The following is a 24233-nucleotide window of genomic DNA, read 5'->3' on the forward strand; positions in this document are numbered from 1 at the left end:
CCGTTTCACCGCGCATTGGCGGGCGGGGTGGCGTGTTGATTAACTCATATCAAAATTGCAAAGTGAAGTAAGTGAAATACCATAGGTTGTTTGTTCGGATGCCTGATCGGCGCGGGTGTGTTGCCGAATTGCGGCGTGATCGCCGCGCTAGGCGCGCAGGCGCGTGTCCCGTGCTGCCGTCTTGTGCGGCACAAGCTCGGCCATTGCGGCAAGGTAGCGGTCGACCACGATTTTCTGGTCATATTCGCGCAGCACCTTGTCCCGTCCAGCCCGACCCATTTGCGCGCGGGTGCCGGGTGGCTTGTTGGCGAACTCTTCGAACGAGGCGTGCAGACTGCCCGCATCGCGCGGGGCGCAAAGCAGGCCCGTGATCCTGTCCTCCACCACATGGCGGCAGCCGGGCACGTCCGTTGCGATCAGTGGTCGGGCCATGCTGGCGGCCTCCAGCAACGTGCGCGGGGCGCCTTCGCGATAGGATGGCAACACGACGCAATCCGCCTGTGCGATGAAGGGGCGCACATCGTCATGTTTGCCCAGATGTTCGATCACCCCGTCGGCCATCCAGCCTTGCAGCGCATTGGCCCCCAGGGCCGAGCGGTTTGCCGCATCGACCGGGCCAAGGATCTGAAAGCGCAGGTCCGGACGGGTGGCTTTGATCCGGCGGGCGGCTTCGACATATTCCAGCACTCCCTTATCGCGCAAAAGTCGCGAGATCATCAGGAACACCGTATCGTTGAGGGCCGGCAGGGGGCAGGGGCGAAAATGGTCCGGATCGACACCCGAACCGGGCAACAGGCGGGCCTGCCCCGGAGCAATCAGTCGCCGAATGACGAACAGGTCGCGGTCGTCCGGGTTCTGGAAGAACAGGATAGGCAATCCGCGGAACGCGTGGCGATACAGGGTCTCGACCACCAACCTAAGCGCGCCACCCGACAAAAACCCCGTTCCCAGACCCGAAACATTCGGCAGAAAGGGGATCCCCAGCCTTTTCGCCGCGACGGCACCGAAAATGTTGTTCTTGACCGTGTAGCTCAGGATGATGTCCGGTCCGAGCGCCGCAAAGTGATGTCCGAACCGACGGATCAGCCTGGCATCCTGCCGGGGGGATAGTCCTTGAATGTCCATCTGCAGGTCGATCACCTGACACCCCATGTGGCGCAATGCTGGTGCAGCGTCATCCAGCGGGGCGAGGATGGTGACGTGATGGCCTTGATGCAGCAAGGCCTCGATCACCGGGCGGCGGAAATTCAGGGCGTTCCACGCGGCGTTGACGGTCAACAGCACTCTCATGCGCCACCTCCGGTCGGCAGTTGATAGATTTCGGGAAGGCCAAAAAGCCACGTGTCGTAGGGCAGATAGCAGTAGTGGAAATGGGCCGAATAAACGGTCCAGACCACCAGCATCACCAGCAGCACGACATAGGGCGCAATGGCCAGGATCGCGCCCGTTGCACCAAGGCCCAGAAACGGGATGCGGGCCAGCATCATTGCCTGAAGCGGCACCAGGAAATAGCCGATCCGGTCGGCGATCACACTGGACAGCGCGATCAGTGGCAGGGTTGCCAGCATCATCAGGGACGCCAGCACCATCATCCGGTGATCGCCGGGAATTCGCACGCGCCAGGCGGGGCGCAGGGCGATCAGAAACAGCCCGCCGCTGAGTGCCAGAAGCGCGGCGCGATACAGTGCGCCATGGGCATCCACCCCGGTATCGACATAGCGTGAAAGCGCAAGTTGGGCGCTGTCGCCCGTGGCCAGAAGGAATGCACCCGGCACGGCCAGCAACAGCGCCGCGAGCAGGCGCGCCCGGATCCTGCCCTGCCCGGCAAGCGGCGCCAGCAACAGGAATACGCCTGCGCTGCTGTGAAAGCCTGTGGCGACCAGCGTGGCCAGCGCAAAGCGTATCGTATGTCCGTTGCGGAACAGTGCAAACCCCACGCACATTATTCCGATGGCAGCGGCCTGCCGGATCCCCGACATCGGCATGTTCAGGATCAACACCGGATACAGCAGGATCAGAAAACCCAGCCTGTCCACCTGTTGACGCGCCAGCATGTGCACGCCTGCAAAAAAGATCACCGCCGCTGCAACATTCAGCCATGGATAGCCCAACCCCACAGCGCCCACCCCCTGGACCAATGCCCACCAGAGCGGCTCGCGCTGGGCAAGAGCATCGGCAAGGTCTAGGTCGAGCTGCATCAGGAAATGGCGGTAATAACCGTTCCAGTCGCAGCCGACCTCCAGCCGGAAGGCGACGAACAGGAACAGGGCGGCCAGAATGATCGGATAGGTCTGATCGCGCAGGCGGGGCTGCCGGGCCAGCACCAGGCGCAGCAGGATCAGCGCCAGGAACAGAGCGACATAGATCACAAGGATGTGGCCCCCCCTGGATGCGCTGGCACACGGGCGCGGGCGACATAGACAAGCTGGACGAACACGCCCCATAGAAGGCAGGCGATCGGGGCAACCTCGTGCGTGGCGATCGACAACAGCGTGACAAGTGGCAAGACGGCAAGATGGGTCTTCAGGTGATAAGCGCGGGCCTTGCGCTCGGGCAGGGACAACCGCCCTTTGGCGTCCAGATAGGTCAGGAACCGGGGCAGCGTGAACAGCAAAAGCCCGGTGGCAAAGCAGATCAGCATACCGACCACATCCCCGGCCACGACCAGAACGGGCAGCACCGGAAGCGCGAACCGGAAGAGCGAGAGTTGCAGAAACGTGAAGAACTTCATTTCGGTCGCGCGCAGGGTGTTGTGGGCGATCAGCGTGACCCCCAGTGCCGCGAGGGCGGCCCAGTAAAGCCCCGCACCGCCGACACCCAGCGCAAGGATTGCGGCCAATGCCACGCCCAGCCGAACCGTGCCGAAGACAAGGATGATGGCGGGCGACATGACCACATCGACCCTGCGGCGCGGGGTTGGATCATGGCGCAATCCGATCGTGTCATTGGCCAGATAGCCTAGCTCGTAAAGGCTGATAAAGACCGCGTAGCCCAGAAGATAGGTCAGCACAGCCGGACCCGCGCCCAGATCACCCAAAAGCGCGACAAGGATCACGCCCGGCACCCATGCGGTCAGGGCGTTGACCACGAAATCGCGCGGCCAGTGATAGCGCGAGGTGAACGCATAGCCAAACGGCACAAGCAGGATCAGGTGGCGGGGGTCAGTGACACAGAATCTCGGCATCCCAGTTCCTCATCCATTTGCGGGGGCTTCGCGCAGCAACCAGAATCGCCGGGTTAGCGGCAGCCACCAGATCACGGTCTGACCGGTTGTCGGTGATCACCGCGAACGCGACCGCGTCCAGCGGGCGGTTCAGATATGCCTCGACCGCCTTGCGTTTCTGCCCGGTCAGATCGCGCGCCAGACGCCCTGTCAATCGTCCTGCGCGCTGGGCGGGGTCCGAGGCGATGAAGGGCAGGTCGAGCTGGCGGGCGATTTCGCCGATCACCGGAGACAGGGCGTTGGACACCAGCACAGGCTGCCACCCGGCGGCGCGCATCCGGGCCATGCGGGTGTGAGCGGCGGGAATGACCGTCGCAGGCAGATGATCGGTGACATAGCCTTTGGCCGACGCCTGCAGCGACGTCAGGGTCTCGTTGCGCAGGCTGATCAGAACAAGCGCCCGATGCACGTCGAACCGCGTGAGCTTCGCGACCGCAACCAACCCGGCCCGCAACACCCCGCGCCGCGAGATTGCTGTCAAAGCCGCGTGGCGCCAGCGGTGACCGCGCCGGGCGTGGTGAAACATCACCAGCCCTGCAGTGGTGTTCGTGTCATAAAGCGTACCGCACACATCGACGGCCAGAATGCGCGGGGCAGCGGTCATGCGGCCTGTCTTTCGGCGTGAAACATGCGGTAAAGCGCATCATACTGGTCACAGGCCCGATCCAGCGAGAAACGGCCAGCGGCATGCGCACGGATCACGGCGCGGGGCGCAAAGGGTGCAGATGCGATGGTGCGCGCGGCGTGTTCAATGGCGGGCGTGTCGTGATGAGCCAGCACCAGACCGAAGCGGCGGTCGGGCAGGATGTCGTTGATATCTCCGATCCCTGCGTTGCTGATCACCGGCAGACCGCAGGACAGATATTCGCCCGTCTTGGTGGCCGAAACGCCAAGGCTGGACTTGCTTGCGATGCGGAACGACAGGCCGATATCAGCCGCGTTCAGAAGGGCGGGCACGTCATCATGCGACACGCGTTTGCACATCAGGTGCGCCGGGTCCAGCGTGACGCCATAACTGCGGGCTGCCCGCACATGCTGATCGACGGAATGATCGCCAACCAGCAGCAGCCGCGCCTGCATGTCCTGCGCCTGAAGTGCGGCCAGCAGGCGATAGGTGGTGCCCATCTGGTAGAGCGGCCCGGCTGACCCAAGATGCACCAGCACCACGTCCTTCGCTGAGTATCCCAGCGCCAGCCGCGTGCTGGTCCGCAACGCGCGGTTGGGCCGGAACCGGGTCTGATCGACGCTGCAGGGAATGACGCTTGTCACCGATCCGGCGGACGGGCGGCGCGTCGCGACAACCGATTTTGCGTCTTGGGTCAGAGCGACAATCGCGCTGGCCCCGCTGATCGCGCGGGCCTCGAGCTTGCGGAAGTGGCGGGCGATGCTGCGGCCCATTGGCCCTTGCCAGAGACCCGCCTCGCAGCGTTCATCCACCCAGAAGCCGCGCATATCAAACACAAAGGGCAAGCCATGCCGCTGGCTGACGGGCAGCACGGCGCCCAAGGGCATATAGCTGCGACAATGGATCAGGTCGGGCTGAAAGGTCTCGACCAGCCGTTCCAGACGGCTCTGCATCAGCCCCGGCATGGCGAAGCGTTCCAGCTTGCCTGCCAGCGGCAGGGTGCGGCGCAGGATCGGGCTGTGCTCGATCCCCGCGCGTTTCAGGCGTGGCGCGACTTTGGTGGCAAAGACGTCCCGCCGGGCGGGGTGTTCCACCGACAGACAGGCGATCTGATGCCCGCGCGCTGCGAGGCCTTCCAGATAGGGCAGAACCTGCGCGGTGCCGATATGGTCAGACAGACCGTTATTGGTGACAAAGATCGAACGGGTGGCGCTCATGCGGGCCTCATTGGCTTTGATAGATGGGGTTGCGGGAGGAGTGAGAGGAACTTGACCGCCGCGACGCCCGGCCGGAAATCAGATGCGCGTCTGCGCGCGGCGTCGGGGTTGCGTGGCGCGTGCAAGGCGGCGCTGATCGTGGCAGCCAGCGCGGCGGCGTCCCCGACAGGAACCAAACTGCCGATGTCGCTGGAGTCCAGAATTTCGGACGGACCATGCGGACAGTCGGTCGCGACCACGGGCAGGCCGTGGGACAACGCCTCGACGATCACATTGGCAAAGCCTTCGCTGCGCGAACTGAGCGCGAACAGGTCGGCGCTTGCGTAATAGGCGCCGGTATGTGGTGTGAAACCCGGCATCGTCACCCGGCGGGTCAAGCCCAGCGATTGAACCAATGCCACCAACGCCGCGCGGTCGGGGCCGTCGCCAAGGATGACAAGTTCAGCATCGCAGCCCTGATCCAGAAGCAGGCGGAAGGCGCGCAGCAGGGTCGCGAAATCTTTCTGCCAGCGCAGGGAGCCAACAGCCAAGATGCGATGCCGCGCCTGCGCCGGCCAGACGGCGGTGCCCGGCTTGGGGTCGGGCATGGCAACGGGATTATGGACGACCTTGACGCGATGGGCCGGTAGCCGCCCCAACCGCTCAAGATCGCGCGCCGACCCAGCCGAGACCGAGACATTGGCCCGCGCCTTCGGATATGTCGCGCGGATGCTGGTCCGCAGCGCGAGCCGGTGCAGCGGGCCTTTCCGCGCGTATTGGTCCGACAGGGTGGCGTGGTCGGTGGTGATGACCGGCACCCCGGTCCCGCGCGCGGCCCAGACCGCGATGCTGGTCAGGGGCCACATGGCAGGGACCAGGGCCGCGGGTTGGTTCTGGCGCAGCCAATCGCGCAACGGGGCGGCGACACCGCGCAAGCGGTCGGCCTTCAGGTCGGTGATGGGAAGCCCCGCGCGCTGGGCGTCGGCCATCAATGCGCCCTCGGCACGCGCAAGGATCAGATGCGGGGCATATCCGAACTGGGCAAGCTCGGTCGCAAGGGTCAGCATCACCCGCTCCGCCCCGCCGCCCCGCAGATCGGGCAGAACGAACGCCAGTTTCGGCGCAGATGCGGTGTCCGGCTGTGTGATGGGCATATGCTTCATGCCGCCACCCCCGCCAAGGCGCGAAATCCGTCATGCTGGGCGATCAACTGCGCATAGGTGCCGCTTGCCGCTATGTGACCCTGTTCCAGCACAATAATCTGATCACAGGCTTCGACAGTCGAGATGCGATGGGCGATCATCACGATGGTTTTCTGCCCCTGAAGCCCTGCAATCGCCTTCATCACCTCGCGTTCGGTTTGCGTGTCCAGCGCGCTTGTCGCCTCGTCAAACACCAGAATGTCGGGGTCGTGATACAGGGCGCGGGCAATGCCGATCCGTTGGCGTTGCCCGCCGGACAGACGCACACCGCTTTCGCCGATGGTCGTGTCATAACCATCGGGCAGGTGTGTTTCGACAAAGTGATCCAGTTGCGCCATGCGGGCGCATTCCGCGATGCGGCCCATGTCGATCTGGTCGCGGGGCGTGCCAAGGGCGATGTTCTCGGCGATGCTGGTATCGGCCAGAAATATCGACTGCGGCACATAGCCGATGGACGCCTGCCAACCCTTCACATTCACAGGGGAAATCGGCGTGCCATCGACCCTAATCTTCCCGGATTGTGGGGTCAGCAGACCCAAAAGCAGGTCGATCAGTGTTGTTTTCCCCGCCCCGGTGCCGCCAACAATGCCGACCGACGCCCCTGCCGGGATGGTCAGGGACAGATCCGAAATGCTGCGCGCAGAGCCGTCATGGGAGTAGCTGACATTGCTTACCTCTAGTGCCGAGGTCAGGCGCATCGGCTGCACCTCGCCCGCATTAGGTCGACCATCCGGCAAGACTCGCATGTCGTCAAACAGCACATCCACCGCGCCCGCGCCGAAGCGCAGCTCGACCATCGCGCGATAGATGCCCTGCACCGAAGGCAGCATCCGGTAGCCTGCAAAAGCATAGACACCCAGTTTCGGCAGGATCGCGGCGGTGCTGGCGTTGGGGCCAAGGGTCGCCAAAAGTGCCACACACAGAATCAACATACCGCCAAAGCCAATCGCCTCGACCAGATATTTCGGCACTTGGCCAAGCACGAGGTTCGCGGCCTGCATCCGCGACACCTCGATGGACGGGGCGCGGAAGTGACGGATATAGGCATCCTCTTTCCCCAGAATGCGGATGTCCTTGATGCCGCCCAGCGCCTCGCGCGCGATGGTGTATCGGGCCTCGTCGGCGGCCACGCGGCGGGCGCTGTTGCGGGTGACAAGGCTGCGGATGGTCAGGAAGATCGCGCCATAGGCGATACCCAGAATAGCGATGGCGGTGACGGCGATGATCGGGTCCATAACGATCAGAAAGCCCAGCATCGCCAGAAGCGTCACAAGCGATGTGGTCAGCCGCAACACCGGGGCCAGGGCGAACATCGTGACCTGTTCGACCTCGGACAGGATGTTTTTTGCCATCTCGCCGGTATGACGCCCCAGAAAGAAGGCATAGGGCTGGCGCAGGTAACGGGTGATCAGCCGCGTGCCAAGGCTGTGGCGGCGCATCTGCACGAACCGCGTCATGGCGTATTCGCCCGCGCTGCGGATCAGCGCGCCGCTGACAAGTAGGGCGAAGGTGACAAGCGCCAGCGCCAGCAGGAAATCATGGTGATTGGTGAACCCACCCCATTGATACGCGGCGGACAAATAGGGGTTCGTCTGAACAAGGCTAGGGTCTGACAGCGCCAGAAAGAACGGAAAGACCGAGGCGACGCCGATCACCTCGAACACCGCCATGACCAGCGCAAGGCCCAGCACCAGCGTGCCGCGCCGCCGTTCGCGTGGGGTCAGAAGCGACCAGAGCTTGCCAAGGGTCCGCCTCATCACAGCCGCAGATCCGCCATTTCCCGCGGCAGGGCGGATTTGATGTCATAGATCACCGACAGATTTTTGGCATAGCCATTGATCCATCCCGTCGGGCGATCCAGATAGGCGCGGTGCGGCACGGCCAGCATCACACCGTCATAGCGATGTGCCAGCGGCGCGTCGGTCAAGTCGATCCCGTATTCCGCCCGTGCGGTCGCAGGGTCGGCATAGGGGTCGTGGATGTCCACCTCGACGCCATAATCCCGAAGTTCGGCGATAATATCGACAACGCGCGTGTTGCGCAGATCGGGGCAGTTTTCCTTGAAGGTCAGCCCAAGGATCAATACCCGCGACTTCGCGACGTTGATCCCCTTGCGCATCATCGACTTGATCATCTGCCCGGCGACATAGGCGCCCATGCTGTCATTGATCCGGCGGCCTGACAGGATGACCTGCGGGTGATAGCCGATTTCCTCGGCCTTGTGGGTCAGGTAATAGGGGTCAACGCCGATGCAGTGACCGCCGACCAGCCCCGGCTGGAAGGGCAGGAAATTCCATTTCGTGCCGGCCGCTTTCAGCACAGCGCCGGTGTCGATGCCCAGACGGTTGAAGATGATCGCAAGCTCGTTCACCAGGCTGATGTTCAAATCGCGCTGGGTGTTTTCGATCACCTTGGCGGCTTCGGCCACCCGGATGCTTTCGGCCTTGTAAGTGCCCGCCGTGATGATACCGGCATACAGCGCGTCGATGCGATCGGCGGCTTCGGGGGTCGAGCCGGACGTGACCTTTACAATGGTCGGCAGCCGGTGGTCGCGGTCGCCGGGGTTGATCCGCTCGGGGCTGTAGCCCACGAAAAAATCGCGATTGAAGGTCAGGCCCGAGGTCGCTTCGAGGATTGGCACGCAGACCTCTTCCGTGGCGCCGGGATAGACGGTGCTCTCGTAAATGACGATATCGCCTTGTGACAATGCGCCGCCCACGGTTTCGCTGGCGCGGCGCAAAGGCGTCAGGTCGGGGCGGTTATGGGCGTCGATGGGGGTCGGGACGGTCACGATAAAGATGTTGGCCGCCACCAGATCGCCCGGGTCGCTGGCAAAGCGCAGGTGACGGGCGTTGGCAAGGTCGTCTGCGGTGACCTCCTCTGTGCGATCCATGCCGGAGCGCAACTCGCCGATGCGGTGAGGGTCGATGTCAAACCCGATGACCGGCCGTGTCTTTCCGAACTCGACCGCCAGTGGCAAGCCGACATAGCCCAACCCGATCACCGCGATCTGTCCCAGGTCCGGAAAATCTTTCATCGCCTAATGCGTCCGTTATCCATCCACAACACAACCATTGCGGGTGTAGCATTGCGTAAATTTCCGTTAAAAGAAAGTTAAAATTCAACCTAGAGAGGTAAAATACAATAAGGCATCTTGTCCTGCCCCGCAAACGCAGGACATCAGACCTTGTAATAGTCCCGATACCACGCGACGAAACGGTTCACCCCATCGCGGAAATCAGTGGCGGGTCGATAGCCGGTCAGACGTTGCAGAAGCGTTGCATCCGCCCATGTGGCCGGAACATCGCCCATCTGCATCTCCATATAATTGCGCTGTGCTTTCCGGCCCAAAGCATCCTCGATCGCATCAACGAAATCCAACAGGCGCACCTTGTCGGAGTTGCCAAGGTTCACCACGCGATAAGGGGCAGCGGGGGACAGGCTGTCGCCGGCCTCGATGTCATCCGGGCTGTCGGGGCGCACGGGCACGGCGTCGATCAACAGGCGGATGCCGCGCACCAAATCCTCGACATAGGTGAAATCGCGGAACATATCGCCGTTGTTGTAGATGTCGATGGGGGTGCCATCAAGGATGCCCTTGGTGAACTTGAACAACGCCATATCGGGGCGCCCCCACGGGCCATAGACGGTGAAGAACCGAAACATCGTGGTCGGCAGATCCCACAGGTGGGCATAGCTGTGCGCCATGCTTTCATTGGCCTTCTTGGTGGCGGCATAGATGGTCAGTTGGGTATCGGCCTTCTCGGTCTCGGAGAACGGCATGTCGGTGTTTGCGCCATAGACCGAACTGGTCGAGGCCATCAGCAGGTGATCGACCTTGTGACGCCGTGCGGCCTCCATCACGTTGAAGGTGCCGATTACATTGCTGTCCAGATAGGCGCGGGGGTTTTCCAGGCTGTAGCGCACGCCCGCTTGGGCGGCGAGATGCACGATCACGTCGGGAGCGAAATCGTCGGCCACGGTGTCAAACAGCGCCTGATCTTCCAGCATCCCCTCGGTCATCGAAAAGCCGGGGTCTTGCAGCAACATCTGATGGCGGCGCTGTTTCAGGGTGACGTCATAGTAATCGGTCATCCCGTCATAGCCATGCACCCTGAACCCCTCGGCCAGCAGAAGTTTGGACAGGTGATAACCGATAAACCCGGCGGACCCGGTGACCAGAACTTTGCGCGATGCCATGGGAACATGCCTTTCAGGAGAGCGTTTTCAACGCTTCTAGCGTGGGTGCCGGGCAACGCCAAGCCCGATGAAAGCGGGCAATCCGCGCTGGCGTCAGGGCGCATGGAATGGTAATCCGCGTTCTGACTCCAATTTTCAGACAAGGTGGGGACCGCATGCCTGCTTATCGTTCCAGAACTTCGACCCATGGCCGCAACATGGCCGGCGCACGTGGCCTGTGGCGCGCGACCGGCATGACCGACGACGATTTCGGCAAGCCGATTATCGCCATTGTGAACAGCTTCACGCAGTTTGTGCCGGGTCACGTCCACCTGAAGGATCTGGGCCAGATGGTCGCCCGCGAGGTCGAGGCTGCAGGCGGCGTCGCCAAGGAATTCAACACCATCGCCGTGGATGACGGGATCGCGATGGGTCATGACGGGATGCTGTATTCGCTGCCCTCGCGCGAGGTGATCGCGGATAGCGTCGAATACATGGTCAACGCGCATTGCGCCGATGCCATGGTCTGCATTTCGAACTGTGACAAGATCACCCCGGGTATGTTGATGGCCGCGATGCGCCTGAATATCCCGGTGATCTTCGTGTCCGGTGGCCCGATGGAAGCGGGCAAGATCGACATTGCCGATCTGGACGTCAAGAAAATTGACCTTGTCGACGCCATGGTCGCCGCGGCGGATGAGCACTATACCGACGAACAGGTCCAGCATATCGAGGAAAACGCCTGCCCGACCTGCGGGTCGTGTTCGGGCATGTTCACGGCGAACTCGATGAACTGTCTGGCCGAGGCGCTGGGCCTTGCGCTGCCCGGCAATGGCTCGACCCTTGCCACGCACTCGGATCGCAAGAACCTGTTTCTGGAAGCCGGGCGCAAGATCGTCGAAATCACCAAACGCCACTATGTGAACGAGGAAAAGGGCCTTCTGCCGCGCGAGATCGCAACGTTTGATGCGTTCGAGAACGCCATGTCGCTGGACATTGCGATGGGTGGGTCAACGAACACTGTGCTGCACCTGCTGGCCATCGCGCATGAGGGCGAAGTGGACTTCACCATGAAGGACATGGACCGGCTGAGCCGTAAGGTACCGTGCCTGTGCAAGGTCGCACCCAACATCGCCAATGTGCACATGGAAGATGTGCACCGCGCCGGTGGCATCTTCTCGATCCTTGGCGAGCTGCATCGCGCGGGGCTGTTGCATGGTGATTGTTCCACCGTGCATTCTGCCACGATGGCCGAGGCGATTGCCAAGTGGGACATCAAGGTTGCCAACAACCCCGAGGCGGAAAGCCTGTTCAAGGCCGCGCCGGGTGGTGTGCGCACGACGCAGGCGTTCAGCCAGTCGAACCGGTACAAGGAACTGGACACCGACCGCGAAGGCGGCGTGATCCGGTCCAGGGACCACGCCTTCAGTGCAGATGGTGGTCTGGCCGTATTGTTTGGCAACATCGCGCTGGATGGCTGTATCGTGAAAACGGCGGGTGTGGACGAAAGCATCCTGAGATTCACCGGCACCGCCCATGTGTGCGAAAGCCAGGATGCGGCGGTCAGTGACATTCTGACCGGCAAGGTCAAGGAAGGCGACGTGGTTGTCATCCGTTACGAAGGTCCGCGCGGCGGGCCGGGGATGCAGGAAATGCTGTATCCAACAAGCTATCTGAAATCGAAGGGTCTGGGCAAAGCCTGTGCGCTTTTGACGGATGGGCGGTTCTCGGGTGGCACCTCGGGCCTGTCGATCGGGCACGTTTCGCCGGAAGCCGCCGAAGGCGGTGCGATCGGGCTCGTGCAACAAGGCGACAAGATCGAGATCGACATCCCCAACCGCACCATCCATCTGGCCGTGTCCGACGACGAACTTGCCGCCCGTCGCGCCGCTCAGGACGAAAAGGGCTGGCACCCTGCCCAGCCGCGCAAACGCAAAGTGTCCAAGGCGCTCAAGGCATATGCGATGCTGGCCTCCTCTGCCGCCAAGGGGGCGGTGCGCATGATCGACTGATCAGGGGCGACACGATGTTGCGAGGGCGGGGCAAGTCCCCGCCTTCTTCAATTTTGCAGCAGCGAGTTTTCCCAGTTTCGCAAAAAGTTCTGCCGTTTCAGACTGTCCAAAAACACCAGCAAGCCCGGCCCGTACCGGATTGGGCGCAGCGACGGGTTGGCGCGCAGGGCAGCGGGATCAATGGCGGGCAGGCCGGATGCGGCGACCAGATCCTTGCGGGTCCTCAGATCAAGCAGGAAATCCAGCATGATGCGGGCATCATCTGCATTCCTGGCGGTGCGCGGGATCAAGGCTGTGCGCGACATGACGTTTACGTAGTCGCTCATCTCGATGACATGGAACCCATCAGTGGTTTTCTGCTGGGCAACCGCATAGCTGCCCAGCACGTTATAGGCCAAGGCCAGCTTGCCTGATGCCACGTCGCGGATCATGTCGCCCGAACAGCAATACAGTTTCGCATCCAGACGCCCCATCACCTCCATCAGCCGCCAGAACGCGTCCGAGTTTCGGCTGTCCTGCGTGGCCATAAGATACCCGAACCCCGACCGTCGCACGTCATATGTGCCGATCTTGCCCTGAAATCGTTCCGGGTTGGCGCGCAGAAGGGCAATCAGCTCATCCCGGTTTTGCGGTGCTTCACCGGGCGGGAAAAAGCGGTCCGAAACCACCACCACCGCCGGCTCCTGCGTGAAGGCAAACAACTGGTCGCGCCAGCTTGCCCAGGTCGGAAGGGTCGCAGCCGCTGTTGGAGTGTGGGTCTGGGCGAAGCCGTCATTCGCCAGTTTGGTCTGCAAATCCATGGCCGAGGAAATGGCAAGGTCGAAGGATGCGCCCTCATCATACAGCGCCTGCATCAGGTCGGTCGTGCCCGTCACCACATAGTCCACCGATATATCCGAGTGGCTGGCCTGAAACGCGCGGATGATCGGTTCGAACACGTCAAGATCGGCGGTCGAGATCACGCTGAGCCGGGTCCGTTCGTCCGTTGCTTTGAACAGGCGGCGATCTTCGATCTCGAAGCCCTGCGCCGCGCTGACACTCAGCAGCAGTCCAAGCAGAATGGCCGTCAAGCGCGTGGGAAAATCAGCGAAACACATGCGCCTTCCCCTTTCGTGTTGGGTGAAATCTCCAGCCGACCGCCATGTGCCTTGGCAACCTCGTCCGCGATGGTCAGACCAAGCCCCGACCCGACGATATCGCAGACATTCGCGCCGCGCATATATCGCGTGGTCAGGTCAGACAGGTTGGTGTCGCCGAACCCGCGCCCCTGGTCGGTGATCGACAGGGTGATGCTGTCGTTCAAGGTCAGGCGGGCGGTGATGTCGCTGTCATCCGGCGAATACTTGATCGCATTGTCCAGAATGTTCTGAAGTGCTGCTTGCAACAGGATGCCGTCACCGGTGAAGGCCACGGGGTCGGGGCCAAGGTCGCGCCGGATCGTGATGTCTTTCAGATCGGCCGTCGGGGCAAGCCGGTCGCAGGTCTCGGCCATCAGCGCGCGCAGGTCCAGCGCGTCTTGCGTAAGGCTGTCGGCGCGAAACGTTACCATCGCGTGATCCAACATCTGCCCGGCCGAGCGAGAGCTTTCGTCAATGGCGCGGATCATCTCGCGAATGGCCTGTTTGTGTTCGGGTTTGTTCAGTTTGCGATGGGTGATTTCAGCCTGTGCGCGAACGGTGGCCAGCGGGGTGCGGACGCGGTGGGCGGCCTCGGCAATGAAATCTTCGGTGCGCGACAGGGACGCGCGCAGACGGGCCATGAAGGAGTTAAGCGCATTGATCAGCGGCACAAGTTCGTCCGGTGCGTTGGCTTGCACGGGGCGCAAATCGGTCGGTCCGCGGCGTGTAACCGACCCGGTGATCCGTGTGATCGGGGCTAGTGCCGACCCGGCCGCCCACAGGCTGAGCGCGGTCGCCAGCAGGAAAAATCCGACGCCGATGCCCGTTGCCGTCGCGGTGATCTGGCGGGAAATCGCGGCCAACCCCTGCCGCGTCTGTGCCACCATCACCACGACCTGCGCGGCATTGACCCCGGTGCCAACGGGCCGGGTGACAGACACCGCGCGAATTTCGTCACCGCGATAGGTCAGGGTCTCGACGCTGGGGGTGCTGATGCGCGGTGGCACATTGGGTTGCGGAAGGTCGGTATATCCGGTCAACGTCCTGCCGTCCGACACGACACGATAAAACACCCGATCCTCGTTGATCGACCCCAGCATCGACAGCGCGGAATAGGGCAGGTCAAGCGTGACGCGGCCATCTTCGCTGCGCAGACTGTCCGCTATGGCCGTGGCCGAGGCAGACAGGATGTCGTCCTGCGTCCCTTCCGCGGCCCGCTCGGCCACCCCACGCACGACCAGAAAGAAGGCCAGCGACAAGACCGCCGCGACAAGCGCAAGCTGGATGAAAAGCCGCCTGCGGATGGACCCCAGAATTTTCACCGCGCAACCATCCGATAGCCCATGCCGCGCACGGTTTCGATCTTTGTACCCGACCCCTCCAGCCGTTTGCGCAACCGGCCTACATAAACCTCGATCGCGTTTTCCGACGCCTCATCGGACAGGGAAAACAGCCGGTCGATCAGATGGGTTTTCGAAAAGACCTGTCCGGGGGCGGCAAAGAACACCTCAAGCAGCCGCAGCTCGCGATTGCGCAGCGGCACAGTCTGATCACCAAAACGCAGCTCTCCTTTGGTCGAATCCAGCGTGGTTTCCCCAAACGTCACCGCGTTGTCAGCCGCGCCGACCTGACGCCTCAGTACGGCGCGCACACGGGCTTCGAGTTCGGAGAAATCGAAGGGTTTGACGATATAGTCATCCGCCCCCAGATCCAGCAATCCGACGCGATCCGACACCGCAGAACGTGCCGTTATGACAATCACGGGGGTGCGTTTTTCCGCCTGTCGCTGGCGTTCCAGAAAGTCGCGGCCATCCCCATCAGGCAGCATTATATCCAGCAAAATCAAATCGTAATCCGCAACAGCTGTCAGGTCTGTGGCATCGGACAGGGTGGCGGCGTGGTCCACGGCGTGACCGTCCAGTTGCAAACGCTCGGCCACAACGCCCGCCAGTTTGGGATTGTCCTCGATCAGAAGGAACCGCATTTATTGCCCTTTTTTCCGCTGCGTGACAGGTTGGTGTCAGGTTCAGGCGATTGGGTCTGAGCATGGGCGGGTGTTACGCCCCTGTCAAATGGGAGGAAACTATGACGAAACGTCTTTTCAAGGCGCTGGCGACCAGTGCCATTCTGGGCCTTGGTGCCACCACCGCTGCAACGGCTGCCGAGTGTATTGCCCCGGCCAACCCCGGCGGCGGCTGGGACTTCACCTGTCGCCAGATCGGCAAGATCATGTATGACATCGGGGCTGTGGACAAGCCCATTCAAGTGACCAACATGGCGGGTGCCGGTGGCGGGCTTGCCTATAACCACGTGGTCAGCGAGCGCAATGACGACGCCGACCTGATCGTCGCCGCGTCCTCGGCGACCTCGACCCGGCTGGCACAGAATGCCTATGCCGGCATGACCGCGGATCAGGTCCGCTTTGTGGGGGCCATCGGGGCCGACCCCGGTGTGATCGTTGTGGCCGCAGACAGCCCCTATCAATCGCTGAACGACCTGATCGAAGCCGTGAAGGCGGATCCGGGCGGGATCGCCTTTGCCGGTGGATCGGCTGTTGGCGGATTTGACCACCTGAAACCCCTGATGATCCTGCAACGCGCAGGTGTCGAGGATGTGAAGGCGGTGAAATACATCGGTGTTGACGGCGGCGCGGATGCGATCACCCAGACCGTTGGCGGCTTCACCCAGGCGATGTCGGGCGACATGTCCGAAATCGTGGGCTTCCTGAAATCCGGCGACGTGCGCGCCATCGCGGTTCTGACCGAAGAACGCGTGCCGGGGTTCGAGGATATCCCGACAGCGAAAGAGCAGGGCATCGACGTTGTCGCTGTGAACTGGCGTGGCCTTTACGTGCCCAAGGGCATCAGCGACGATGATTTCCAAAAATGGGCTGATCGCCTGCAACAGGTGGCCGACAGCGACGAATGGAAAGAGGCGATGGCAGCAAACGGCCTGGCGCCTTTCACCAAGGTTGGCAACGACTTCCAATCCTATGTCGATGGTGTGGTGTCCGAGATCCGCGCCCTGTCGAAAGAAATCGGGGTGATCCAGTAATGGCGTCTGACCGTATCTTCGGAGCGGTCGTGACCCTGGTGGCGCTGGCTTATGTTGCCAGCGCCATGCAGATCCAGACCAGCTTCATGGCGGATCCGGTTGGCCCGAAAACCTTCCCGATCCTTGTTGGATGTGTCGCGGCCTTGTGTGGGATGATCGTGGCAGTAAAGCCCGACCCCGACCCGGAATGGCCGGTGCTGGCGACCTTTGGTTCTCTGGCGCTCGCGGTTGTGGTGCTGGTGGGCTATGCCTATGCGCTGAAACCGCTGGGGTTCCTGATCCCCACGGCGATCACAGCGTCCATTCTGAGCTATCAGATCGAGCCGCGCGCCGGGCGTGCCGTGCTGGCCGGAGTGGGTCTGTCCATCGGCTTGTTCCTGATTTTCAAATTCGCGCTGGGTTTGGGGCTTGTCCCGTTTCCCAAGTCGCTGACTGGCTAAGGATACCCGCATGGAACTCTTTTCAAATCTCGCGATCGGGTTCGATATCGCGCTGTCGCCTTACACGCTGATGCTGGCCGTGATCGGCTGCTTCATCGGCACAATCATCGGCGCGCTTCCGGGCCTTGGCCCGTCGAACGGTGTGGCGATCCTGATCCCGCTGACGTTCACGATGGGGCTGGATGCGACGTCCGCGCTGGTCTTGATGACGTCGGTTTACTACGGCGCAATGTATGGCGGGCGGATCAGTTCGATCCTGCTGAACATTCCAGGGGACGAACCCGCGCTGATGACCACGCTCGATGGCTATCCGATGGCAAAAGCGGGGCGCGCAGGCGATGCGTTGGTTCTGTCCGGTGTTGCGTCCTTCGTTGGTGCGTTTCTGGCGACCATCGGTCTGATGCTGCTGGCGCCCATGCTGGCGCAGGTGGCGTTCCTGTTCGGCCCCGCCGAGTATTTCGCGCTCTATTTGTTGGCCTTTGCCACGCTGGGCGGCATGGCTTCGAACAACCAGGCCAAGGCGGCGATTGCGTCCTGCATCGGCTTGGGCATCGCGATGATCGGGGTGGACAACAACTCCGGCCTGCCGCGTCTGACAGGGGGCAACATGCACCTGTTTGACGGCATCGACTTCCTTGTCGCCATCGTCGGCCTGTTCGCCATTGCCGAGGTGTTTTTCTTCATCGAAAGCCACGGCAAGAACACGTCCATCGGCGTGAAGCTGGAAAAGGTGACGATCCCGGTCAAGGACATCATGGCATCCGGTTGGACGATGCTGCGGTCGTCGGTTGTTGGCTTCATCGCGGGCGTTCTGCCGGGGGCGGGTGCATCGCTGGGCAGCTTCCTGGCGTATATGTCCGAAAAATCCATCGCAGGCGAGAAGGGCGGCTTCGGCACCGGCGTACCGCGTGGGGTCGCGGCACCCGAGGCGGGCAACAACGCCGCCGCCGGGGGCGCGTTGGTGCCGATGCTGACGCTGGGCGTGCCGGGGTCCGGCACCACGGCGGTACTTCTGGCGCTTCTGATGACGCTCAACATCACCCCCGGCCCGATGCTGTTCACCGAACGGCCCGAGGTCGTTTGGGGCCTGATCGCATCGCTTCTGATCGCCAACTTTGTGCTGCTTCTGATGAACGTTCCGATGGTCAAGATCTTCGTCAAGGTGCTGTCCGTCCCGCCATGGGTGCTTCTGCCCGGTGTCACGATGATCAGCTTTGTGGGCATCTATTCGCTGTCGGGCAGTTATTTCGACCTGCTTCTGATGGTGGGCTTCGGGGTGCTTGGATACGTGCTGCGCAAGCTCGATGTGCCGACCGTGCCGATCATCCTTGGCATCCTTCTGGGTGGCCATATGGAGGACGCGTTGCGCCGTGCCATGGTGTTGTCGAGCGGTGATTGGACCTTCCTGTTCTCGTCCGGCATTTCGATCACCTTGTGGATCATTGCAGTGGTGGGCTTTGTCGCCCCGATGTTCCTGCGCAACATCTTGAAAAAACCGCAAAGGATCACGGATTGATGGTGAAAGTGCTTATTCCCTCGGGGGCATTGGGTCTGGGATATGACCGCGACGCCTTGGCCCGAGGGATCGCTGAAAAACCGGACATTATTGCGATTGATGGGGGCTCGACCGACTCGGGCCCTCACTACCTTGGCACCGGCACGTCGAAATACTCGCGCGGGTCTACCCGCGCGGAATGGGCCGAACTGATGGCCGCACGGGCCGAGGCAGACGTGCCGCTGGTCATCGGGACGGCCGGCACCTGCGGGGCGGATGACGCGGTCGACTGGCTGGTCGACATCACCCGCGAGATTGCGGCAGAGCGGGGTGAGCACCTGAGGCTTGCGGTGTTGAAAAGCGGGCAGGATGGCGGGGCAATGGCCCGCGCGCTGGACGCCGGTCAGATCACGCCCCTGACCCCTGCGCCTGAAATCTCGGGCGAGATCCTTCGAGACTGCACCAATATCGTGGCGCTGGCCGGGGCTGAACAGATTCAGGCCGCGCTTGATACGGGCGCCGATATCGTGATCGCGGGGCGCACCACGGACACGGCCATCATATCCGCGCTGCCGCTGGCGCGGGGCTGCCATCCGGGCGGCGCGTGGCATGGGGCCAAGATCGGCGAATGCGGGGCGCTGGCGACGACCAGCCCGAACACCGGCACCATCCTGATTGAGTTTGACGCAGACGGGTTCACCATCACACCGATGGGCGCGGAGGCCCGCGCGACCCCCCGCACCGTGTCGGCCCATATGCTTTATGAAAACAGCGATCCGTACCGATTGTATGAACCCGGCGGCTATCTGGACGTGACGGCGGCACGTTACGCTGCGCTGGATGATCGCCGCGTGCGTGTGATGGGCAGTGAATGGGTGGCGACCGCGCCTTATACCGTCAAGCTGGAGGGCGCACGGCGCGCGGGGTTTCAGACCGTATCGCTGGTGCTGGTGCGCGATGCGCATTATGTCGAGAACATCCGGGCCTGGGTCGATGATATTCAGTCCAAGTGCACAGCCAAAGCGGCTGCGCGTGTGGGCGGAGACTTCCAGATCGAGCTGCGGATTATTGGCGCCGACGCCACGCTCGGACCTTTGGACGGCAACGCCAGGCCCGGCAGCGAACTGGGCGTAATGGGCATCGTCACCGCCGAAACCGAGGCGCTGTCGCGCGAGGTTGCCAAGATGCTGAACCCCTATCTTCTGCACCACCCGCTGACCGAGCAGGAAGAAATGCCGACCTTCGCCTTTCCGTTCTCGCCCCCCGAAATGCCGCGTGGCGCCGTGTATGAGTTCTGCCTGAACCATGTGCTGGCTTTGAATGACCCGATGGACGCTTTCAGGTTGTCGACTGAGGAGATTGGCGCATGACGGCCTTGAAAGACATCGCAGACAAAGTGCGGTCGAAGAACGCGGGGCCGTTCTGGCTGACGCTGGATGTGTTCTGCGGGACAGAGGAAGCATATCAGCGAATCTCGAACGGGTTGGCCACGGACGCGGTGGCCCGCCTGTTCGGCACAGACCCCACCCAGTTAAAGCGGTTTGATATGCCGGAGTTGAATGTGGTGAAGTTCAGCCTGCCGCGCCCCGCCGTACAGGGCACGCGCGCGGATCGGGATATGCATGGCGCAAGTTTCGCCGTCTTGTTGGGTGAGGTCCGGATTGATCGGTAAGGCTCACGTTGTGAGCCTGTAAGGGGCCTTGCCCCTCGCGGCGTTGCCGCTCACCCCAGGATATTTCTGGCCAGAAGAAGCACAGGGTGATTTCATTCGGGTACGTCTTCGGTGTGAGAGGGGGGGAGCATGAAGTTCAAAGCGATTGCGTTTGATGCCTATGGGACGCTTCTGGATGTCTATTCGGTTGGCGCACTGGCGGAAACGATGTTTCCCGACAAGGGGGTGGCGATTGCCAACACCTGGCGCGACAAGCAGATCGAATACACGCGTTTGCGCAGCATGTGCGGCAGGTTCGCGGATTTCTGGCATGTGACGGGCGACGCGCTTGACTACGCCTGCGAGGCGCAGGGGGTGGTTCTGACAGAAGGATCGCGTCGTGCTTTGATGGATGCCTATGAAGTGTTGACCGCCTTTCCGGAAAACCGGGCGGCGTTGGCACGTTTGCAAGAGGCAGGTGCACCCATGGCCGTTCTGACCAATGGCAGCATGGGCATGATCGGGGCGGCGCTGCGGGCGTCCGGGCTGGACGGGTTCTTTGATCATGTGTTGAGTGCGGACAGCGTTCGGGTGTTCAAGACTGCGCCCGAGGTCTATCGGCTTGGGCCTGATGCGTTTGGCTGCGACGCCCAAGATATGCTGTTCGTGTCGTCCAATTGCTGGGATATCTGCGGCGCGACCTGGTTTGGATATCACTCGATCTGGCTGAATCGCCAGGACCAGCCGATGGAGCGGTTGGGGGTGATACCGGACGCGCGGGGGCGGTCCCTGACCGACGTGGCGGATTATGTTTTGGGGTGATGGCGGGATTGCCGTTTGGGGCCGTTATTGGTGATCGTGTCCAGCGACAGCGTGTGATCCATGTTCTGCATTCGGTGGCGCAGCATCAGGCGGGTCAGGCGAGACAACTCTGCGGCGAAGGCGGGGTTGTCGGCGACATTCTCCATCTCGCCCTGTTTTGCATGGTCAAACAGGAGCGGAGGCAGGTCGGCGGCAAACTCGACCAGGGTAAAGCGCGCATCGCGCAGGATGCCGAGGCAGGAGTTGCTGTTGGTCGTGCCAAGCCGCTTTTGCCAAAGGGTGGGTGACTCCGGTTCGGCAAAGTCGAGTTCCGAGAAGGAATAGCTGCGCCAGTCGTCGGGGGTGTTACCGGTCAGGAAGGGCAGCAGCGATCGCCCGTCCATTGAATTTGGAACCGTCTGCCCGACCCAGTCGAGGATGGTCGGGGTCAGGTCAATGGATTCGGTGGGGAGGTTGACCTCGTGCCCGGCCAAGCCACCCGGGGCGTGGATGATCAGCGGCGTGTGATAGGCCGCGTCATAGACATAGTGTTTGCCCCACGCGTGGTGGTCGCCCAGCATTTCCCCATGATCGGCGGTGACGATCAGCAAGGTGTCGTCCCACTGTCCGCTGTCCTTCAGGAAGCTGACCACCCGGCCGATATGGTGGTCCACCTCGGTTGCCAGCCCCAGATAGACCGCGCGCAGGGTTTGGGTGGTGTCGTCCGAGGGGGTCACATTCGCGCAACCGATGACCATGTTGGCGGCGGTGGCGTTTTCCAGTGCAGGCCCAAAGAAGGGATGGCGCGCGGCTTCTTGTTCGCGATCTCCGATGCAGGTCGGTCGGGGCAGCGCGGCAGGGTCATACATATCGTTATAGGGCGCGGGCGCGACCAGCGGTGGATGAGGGCGGATATAGGTCAGATGCGCGAACCAGCTTTCGTTCGCATAGGACGGCATCGCCTCCAGAAACCGGTCGGTCAAGAAGGCGGTGTCGCTGTCCTCGGCCCTATAGACCGCGGGGGCGTTCAGCCGCGCGCCATCCCCCCCGGGGATATACAGCTGCCAGTAATTGTCGAAAGTATAGCCTTTGTTCAGCAGATACGACCGCCACGGATAGGACATTTCAAGGCGCATCTCGACCTGTTCGGCAAAACCGTCCATTGGAAATTCATAGGTCTGCATCGCGGGATCACCGGGATCATGAACGCGCGGGTCATGCGACGTATCGGTGTATCCAAACAGCATTGGCAGATAGCCTGCCTTGCGCATTTCACTGGCGAGCGTCGGGGTGTCATGGCGCAGGGGCGTGCCATTGCGAACCGAGCGGTGGTTCATCGCGTATTGCCCCGTCAGGATCGATGCGCGCGACGGGCCGCAGGGATTGGTCACGGAAAAATGGCGCTTGAAGGTCACCGATGCAGCCATGAGCGCCCGCAGGTTTGGCAGCTCGACATGTTCGGCCAGCGCGCCGTGCAGGCAATCGGCGCGAAGTTGGTCGATGATGATGAAAAGGACGTTCCTGTTCCGTGTCATAAGGATCTTTCTGTTATGCCCGCACCTGTCGGGGTCAGGGTGAGGTTTGGGGATATTCAAGGCTCCGGCAAGGGCTTTTTGCGACGTGTTCCGGATCCGTTGATGGTTCGTCACGGTGCATGTGCCAAAAAAGAGTTGATTGGCAGGATGTTGACAGCAGGCACACCGGCGCGGGACACTTTGCGTGTCTTCTCCGGGCGTATGTCACATAACCGATTCTTTTCTGTTGGAATGTTGCGCGCGTATCGGGGATGTCGCCCTGATGTCAGGGCGTAAAGTGGGGGCACGATGTTCCACCAAAGCCATGTGAAGCAGCGGGTGCCGCCAGAGCCGTGCAGCGGGTCACTGGTTCGAACTGGACTGATCAGGCGTTGTAAGCTGGCGCTATTTCAGGTCGGGATAATGACCAACACTGTCGGCACAAAAGAAGAAAAAACAATTTCAACGGGAGAACAACATGACTACGGATACCAAATTCAGCCGCCGGTCGGTGCTGAAGGGGGCGACAACGATGGGCGCCGCCGCGCTGGCCACGCCGCTTTATGTCAAGCGTGCATTGGCATCGTCGGGCGAGGTCAACATCCTGATGTGGTCGGATTACCTGCCACCGGACTTCATTGCCGGGTTCGAGGCGGAAACCGGAATTAAGGTGAACTACACCGGGATCGGATCCAACGAAGAGATCATCAACAAGATGAAGGCCACGAAGGGTCAGGGCTTCGACATCATATCGCCGACCAACAACCGGTCGCTGCAATGGGGGCCACTGGAGCTTTTGCAACCATTTGACCTGTCGAAGGTGAATGTCGACGCAGTGAACCCGGCGATGGCGAAGATCGGCACGGACGCTTGGAATTTCGGGGATGCCGGGTCGCATTGGCTGCCGCATATCTGGGGCACCGAAGGCATCGCCTATCGCACCGACCTGTGGCTGCCTGCGGGTGACGCACCAAGCTACGGTGACGTATGGTCGGAAGAAAACGCCGGCAAGACGATGGGCCGCGCGCATTCGATGATGCTGGGGGCCGGCCTTTACATGGAAGCGTCGGGCGAGATGGAGCCGGGATCAATCTGGGCCGCCTATGAAGATGAAGAGACGATGCGCAAGGTCTGGGGTCAGGTCACCGATTGGTGCGTGGCGCGCAAGGATCGCATCAAGCTGATCTGGAACGATGCCGACACTCAGAAGAACGGCCTTCTGAATGAAGGTGTCGTCGTGGGTCAGACATGGGACGGCCCGCCTCTGGCGCTGAAATCTGCGGGCGAGCCGGTGCATTACCAGGCGCCGGTCGAAGGGGCGATGGCCTGGGTCGATGGCATGTCGATGCCGATCGGGGCAGAGAATGTCGAACAGGTCTATGCCTTTATCGACTATGCCTATCGGCAAGAGCCTGCGGGCAAGGCAATTGACAGCCACGGGTACAACTCGCCGGTTCTTGGGGCAGACACCTATTCGGGTGACACCTACAAGAAGAACTTCGCGGAAGCCTATCCGGGTGACAGCCTGGCCAATCTGAACCCATGGCCTGCAGAAGCGCCCTGGTATGCCGATGTGCGGACCGAGTTCGTCAACAAGTTCAAGAGCGCCTGATCGCCTTGGACCTGCGGTCCCCTGCCTGTGGGTGGGGGACCGCAACAACCCAGACTGAAACGATAAACACGGAGCCGCGCCCCGCCAGAAGGGTGTGACCAGCCGTGCATG

Annotated in this window: 21 protein-coding genes; 8 read left to right on the plus strand and 13 right to left on the minus strand. The window is 61.9% G+C overall.

The window, feature by feature from the left end; all coding sequences use genetic code 11:
- Positions 1-147: 147 nt before the first annotated feature.
- The 9 genes from MUY21_RS15185 to MUY21_RS15225 all read right to left on the minus strand — a co-directional run bounded on the left by MUY21_RS15185 (position 148) and on the right by MUY21_RS15225 (position 10446).
- Positions 148-1290, minus strand: coding sequence for a glycosyltransferase family 4 protein (locus tag MUY21_RS15185; protein WP_248411140.1), 1143 nt, complete (start codon positions 1288-1290; stop codon positions 148-150).
- A complete protein-coding gene (locus MUY21_RS15190) occupies positions 1287-2369 on the minus strand; it encodes an EpsG family protein (protein WP_248411141.1) in 1083 nt (360 codons plus the stop codon). The genes MUY21_RS15185 and MUY21_RS15190 overlap by 4 nt, the downstream gene beginning before the upstream one ends.
- Positions 2366-3184 carry a hypothetical protein gene (locus tag MUY21_RS15195; protein ID WP_248411142.1) on the minus strand — a complete coding sequence of 273 codons (819 nt, stop codon included), beginning with the start codon at positions 3182-3184 and terminating at the stop codon, positions 2366-2368. The genes MUY21_RS15190 and MUY21_RS15195 overlap by 4 nt, the downstream gene beginning before the upstream one ends.
- A complete protein-coding gene (locus MUY21_RS15200) occupies positions 3162-3827 on the minus strand; it encodes an HAD family hydrolase (protein ID WP_248411143.1) in 666 nt (221 codons plus the stop codon). Before MUY21_RS15200 ends, MUY21_RS15195 begins: the two co-directional genes overlap by 23 nt.
- Positions 3824-5065, minus strand: coding sequence for a glycosyltransferase (locus MUY21_RS15205; RefSeq protein WP_248411144.1), 1242 nt, complete (start codon positions 5063-5065; stop codon positions 3824-3826). Before MUY21_RS15205 ends, MUY21_RS15200 begins: the two co-directional genes overlap by 4 nt.
- Positions 5062-6207 carry a glycosyltransferase gene (locus MUY21_RS15210; RefSeq protein WP_248411145.1) on the minus strand — a complete coding sequence of 382 codons (1146 nt, stop codon included), beginning with the start codon at positions 6205-6207 and terminating at the stop codon, positions 5062-5064. Before MUY21_RS15210 ends, MUY21_RS15205 begins: the two co-directional genes overlap by 4 nt.
- Positions 6204-8003 carry an ABC transporter ATP-binding protein gene (locus tag MUY21_RS15215; RefSeq protein WP_248411146.1) on the minus strand — a complete coding sequence of 600 codons (1800 nt, stop codon included), beginning with the start codon at positions 8001-8003 and terminating at the stop codon, positions 6204-6206. The genes MUY21_RS15210 and MUY21_RS15215 overlap by 4 nt, the downstream gene beginning before the upstream one ends.
- Positions 8003-9283, minus strand: coding sequence for a Vi polysaccharide biosynthesis UDP-N-acetylglucosamine C-6 dehydrogenase TviB (gene tviB, locus MUY21_RS15220; protein ID WP_248411147.1), 1281 nt, complete (start codon positions 9281-9283; stop codon positions 8003-8005). Before tviB ends, MUY21_RS15215 begins: the two co-directional genes overlap by 1 nt.
- Positions 9284-9426: 143 nt before the next feature.
- The gene (locus MUY21_RS15225; RefSeq protein ID WP_248411148.1) at positions 9427-10446 is read right to left on the minus strand and encodes an NAD-dependent epimerase/dehydratase family protein; all 1020 of its coding nucleotides are present in this window, start codon (positions 10444-10446) and stop codon (positions 9427-9429) included.
- 155 nt (positions 10447-10601) lie between these two features.
- Here MUY21_RS15225 and ilvD point away from each other — a divergent pair, with 155 nt between their 5' ends.
- A complete protein-coding gene (ilvD, locus tag MUY21_RS15230) occupies positions 10602-12437 on the plus strand; it encodes a dihydroxy-acid dehydratase (RefSeq protein ID WP_248411149.1) in 1836 nt (611 codons plus the stop codon).
- Between the two features lie 47 nt (positions 12438-12484).
- On the opposite strand, the gene MUY21_RS15235 is transcribed toward ilvD, so the two are convergent.
- The 3 genes from MUY21_RS15235 to MUY21_RS15245 are packed head-to-tail and all read right to left on the minus strand — an operon-like array spanning position 12485 to position 15539.
- On the minus strand, positions 12485-13534 hold the full coding sequence (locus tag MUY21_RS15235) for an extracellular solute-binding protein (RefSeq protein ID WP_248411150.1): 1050 nt from the start codon (positions 13532-13534) through the stop codon (positions 12485-12487).
- Positions 13504-14877: a sensor histidine kinase gene (locus tag MUY21_RS15240; RefSeq protein ID WP_248411151.1), complete on the minus strand. Its 1374-nt coding sequence runs from the start codon at positions 14875-14877 to the stop codon at positions 13504-13506. The genes MUY21_RS15235 and MUY21_RS15240 overlap by 31 nt, the downstream gene beginning before the upstream one ends.
- Positions 14874-15539 carry a response regulator transcription factor gene (locus tag MUY21_RS15245; protein ID WP_248411152.1) on the minus strand — a complete coding sequence of 222 codons (666 nt, stop codon included), beginning with the start codon at positions 15537-15539 and terminating at the stop codon, positions 14874-14876. Before MUY21_RS15245 ends, MUY21_RS15240 begins: the two co-directional genes overlap by 4 nt.
- A gap of 101 nt (positions 15540-15640) precedes the next feature.
- Here MUY21_RS15245 and MUY21_RS15250 point away from each other — a divergent pair, with 101 nt between their 5' ends.
- The 6 genes from MUY21_RS15250 (at position 15641) to MUY21_RS15275 (ending at position 21017) form a co-directional block, all read left to right on the plus strand.
- A complete protein-coding gene (locus tag MUY21_RS15250; protein WP_248411153.1) occupies positions 15641-16609 on the plus strand; it encodes a tripartite tricarboxylate transporter substrate-binding protein in 969 nt (322 codons plus the stop codon).
- On the plus strand, positions 16609-17049 hold the full coding sequence (locus MUY21_RS15255) for a tripartite tricarboxylate transporter TctB family protein (protein WP_248411154.1): 441 nt from the start codon (positions 16609-16611) through the stop codon (positions 17047-17049). The genes MUY21_RS15250 and MUY21_RS15255 overlap by 1 nt, the downstream gene beginning before the upstream one ends.
- Positions 17050-17059: 10 nt before the next feature.
- A complete protein-coding gene (locus tag MUY21_RS15260; protein WP_248411155.1) occupies positions 17060-18565 on the plus strand; it encodes a tripartite tricarboxylate transporter permease in 1506 nt (501 codons plus the stop codon).
- Positions 18565-19914 carry an acyclic terpene utilization AtuA family protein gene (locus MUY21_RS15265; RefSeq protein WP_248411156.1) on the plus strand — a complete coding sequence of 450 codons (1350 nt, stop codon included), beginning with the start codon at positions 18565-18567 and terminating at the stop codon, positions 19912-19914. The genes MUY21_RS15260 and MUY21_RS15265 overlap by 1 nt, the downstream gene beginning before the upstream one ends.
- Positions 19911-20216 carry a DUF4387 family protein gene (locus MUY21_RS15270; RefSeq protein WP_248411157.1) on the plus strand — a complete coding sequence of 102 codons (306 nt, stop codon included), beginning with the start codon at positions 19911-19913 and terminating at the stop codon, positions 20214-20216. Before MUY21_RS15265 ends, MUY21_RS15270 begins: the two co-directional genes overlap by 4 nt.
- A gap of 129 nt (positions 20217-20345) precedes the next feature.
- The gene (locus MUY21_RS15275) at positions 20346-21017 is read left to right on the plus strand and encodes a haloacid dehalogenase type II (protein WP_248411158.1); all 672 of its coding nucleotides are present in this window, start codon (positions 20346-20348) and stop codon (positions 21015-21017) included.
- Here MUY21_RS15275 and MUY21_RS15280 read toward each other — a convergent pair.
- Complete coding sequence (locus MUY21_RS15280) at positions 21002-22531, minus strand: alkaline phosphatase family protein (protein WP_248411159.1); 1530 nt, start codon at positions 22529-22531, stop codon at positions 21002-21004. The two genes, MUY21_RS15275 and MUY21_RS15280, sit on opposite strands and share 16 nt — an antisense overlap.
- A 457-nt stretch (positions 22532-22988) precedes the next feature.
- Here MUY21_RS15280 and MUY21_RS15285 point away from each other — a divergent pair, with 457 nt between their 5' ends.
- The gene (locus tag MUY21_RS15285; RefSeq protein ID WP_248411160.1) at positions 22989-24122 is read left to right on the plus strand and encodes an extracellular solute-binding protein; all 1134 of its coding nucleotides are present in this window, start codon (positions 22989-22991) and stop codon (positions 24120-24122) included.
- Positions 24123-24233 lie beyond the last annotated feature (111 nt).

The sequence above is a fragment of the Aliiroseovarius sp. S2029 genome, assembly GCF_023195575.1.
GTDB lineage: Bacteria > Pseudomonadota > Alphaproteobacteria > Rhodobacterales > Rhodobacteraceae > Aliiroseovarius > Aliiroseovarius zhejiangensis.

What these genes read in the sequence shown, in the direction of transcription:
- MUY21_RS15265 (WP_248411156.1), top strand. Translation starts at nt 18,565, where the DNA reads ATGGTGAAAGTGCTTATTCCCTCGGGGGCATTGGGTCTGGGATATGAC.
- MUY21_RS15270 (WP_248411157.1), top strand. Translation starts at nt 19,911, where the DNA reads ATGACGGCCTTGAAAGACATCGCAGACAAAGTGCGGTCGAAGAACGCG.
- MUY21_RS15235 (WP_248411150.1), bottom strand. Translation starts at nt 13,534, where the DNA reads ATGTGTTTCGCTGATTTTCCCACGCGCTTGACGGCCATTCTGCTTGGA.
- MUY21_RS15285 (WP_248411160.1), top strand. Translation starts at nt 22,989, where the DNA reads ATGACTACGGATACCAAATTCAGCCGCCGGTCGGTGCTGAAGGGGGCG.
- MUY21_RS15225 (WP_248411148.1), bottom strand. Translation starts at nt 10,446, where the DNA reads ATGGCATCGCGCAAAGTTCTGGTCACCGGGTCCGCCGGGTTTATCGGT.
- MUY21_RS15210 (WP_248411145.1), bottom strand. Translation starts at nt 6,207, where the DNA reads ATGAAGCATATGCCCATCACACAGCCGGACACCGCATCTGCGCCGAAA.
- MUY21_RS15205 (WP_248411144.1), bottom strand. Translation starts at nt 5,065, where the DNA reads ATGAGCGCCACCCGTTCGATCTTTGTCACCAATAACGGTCTGTCTGAC.
- ilvD (WP_248411149.1), top strand. Translation starts at nt 10,602, where the DNA reads ATGCCTGCTTATCGTTCCAGAACTTCGACCCATGGCCGCAACATGGCC.
- MUY21_RS15280 (WP_248411159.1), bottom strand. Translation starts at nt 22,531, where the DNA reads ATGACACGGAACAGGAACGTCCTTTTCATCATCATCGACCAACTTCGC.
- MUY21_RS15245 (WP_248411152.1), bottom strand. Translation starts at nt 15,539, where the DNA reads ATGCGGTTCCTTCTGATCGAGGACAATCCCAAACTGGCGGGCGTTGTG.
- MUY21_RS15255 (WP_248411154.1), top strand. Translation starts at nt 16,609, where the DNA reads ATGGCGTCTGACCGTATCTTCGGAGCGGTCGTGACCCTGGTGGCGCTG.
- MUY21_RS15195 (WP_248411142.1), bottom strand. Translation starts at nt 3,184, where the DNA reads ATGCCGAGATTCTGTGTCACTGACCCCCGCCACCTGATCCTGCTTGTG.
- MUY21_RS15250 (WP_248411153.1), top strand. Translation starts at nt 15,641, where the DNA reads ATGACGAAACGTCTTTTCAAGGCGCTGGCGACCAGTGCCATTCTGGGC.
- MUY21_RS15185 (WP_248411140.1), bottom strand. Translation starts at nt 1,290, where the DNA reads ATGAGAGTGCTGTTGACCGTCAACGCCGCGTGGAACGCCCTGAATTTC.
- MUY21_RS15215 (WP_248411146.1), bottom strand. Translation starts at nt 8,003, where the DNA reads ATGAGGCGGACCCTTGGCAAGCTCTGGTCGCTTCTGACCCCACGCGAA.
- MUY21_RS15200 (WP_248411143.1), bottom strand. Translation starts at nt 3,827, where the DNA reads ATGACCGCTGCCCCGCGCATTCTGGCCGTCGATGTGTGCGGTACGCTT.
- MUY21_RS15260 (WP_248411155.1), top strand. Translation starts at nt 17,060, where the DNA reads ATGGAACTCTTTTCAAATCTCGCGATCGGGTTCGATATCGCGCTGTCG.
- tviB (WP_248411147.1), bottom strand. Translation starts at nt 9,283, where the DNA reads ATGAAAGATTTTCCGGACCTGGGACAGATCGCGGTGATCGGGTTGGGC.
- MUY21_RS15275 (WP_248411158.1), top strand. Translation starts at nt 20,346, where the DNA reads ATGAAGTTCAAAGCGATTGCGTTTGATGCCTATGGGACGCTTCTGGAT.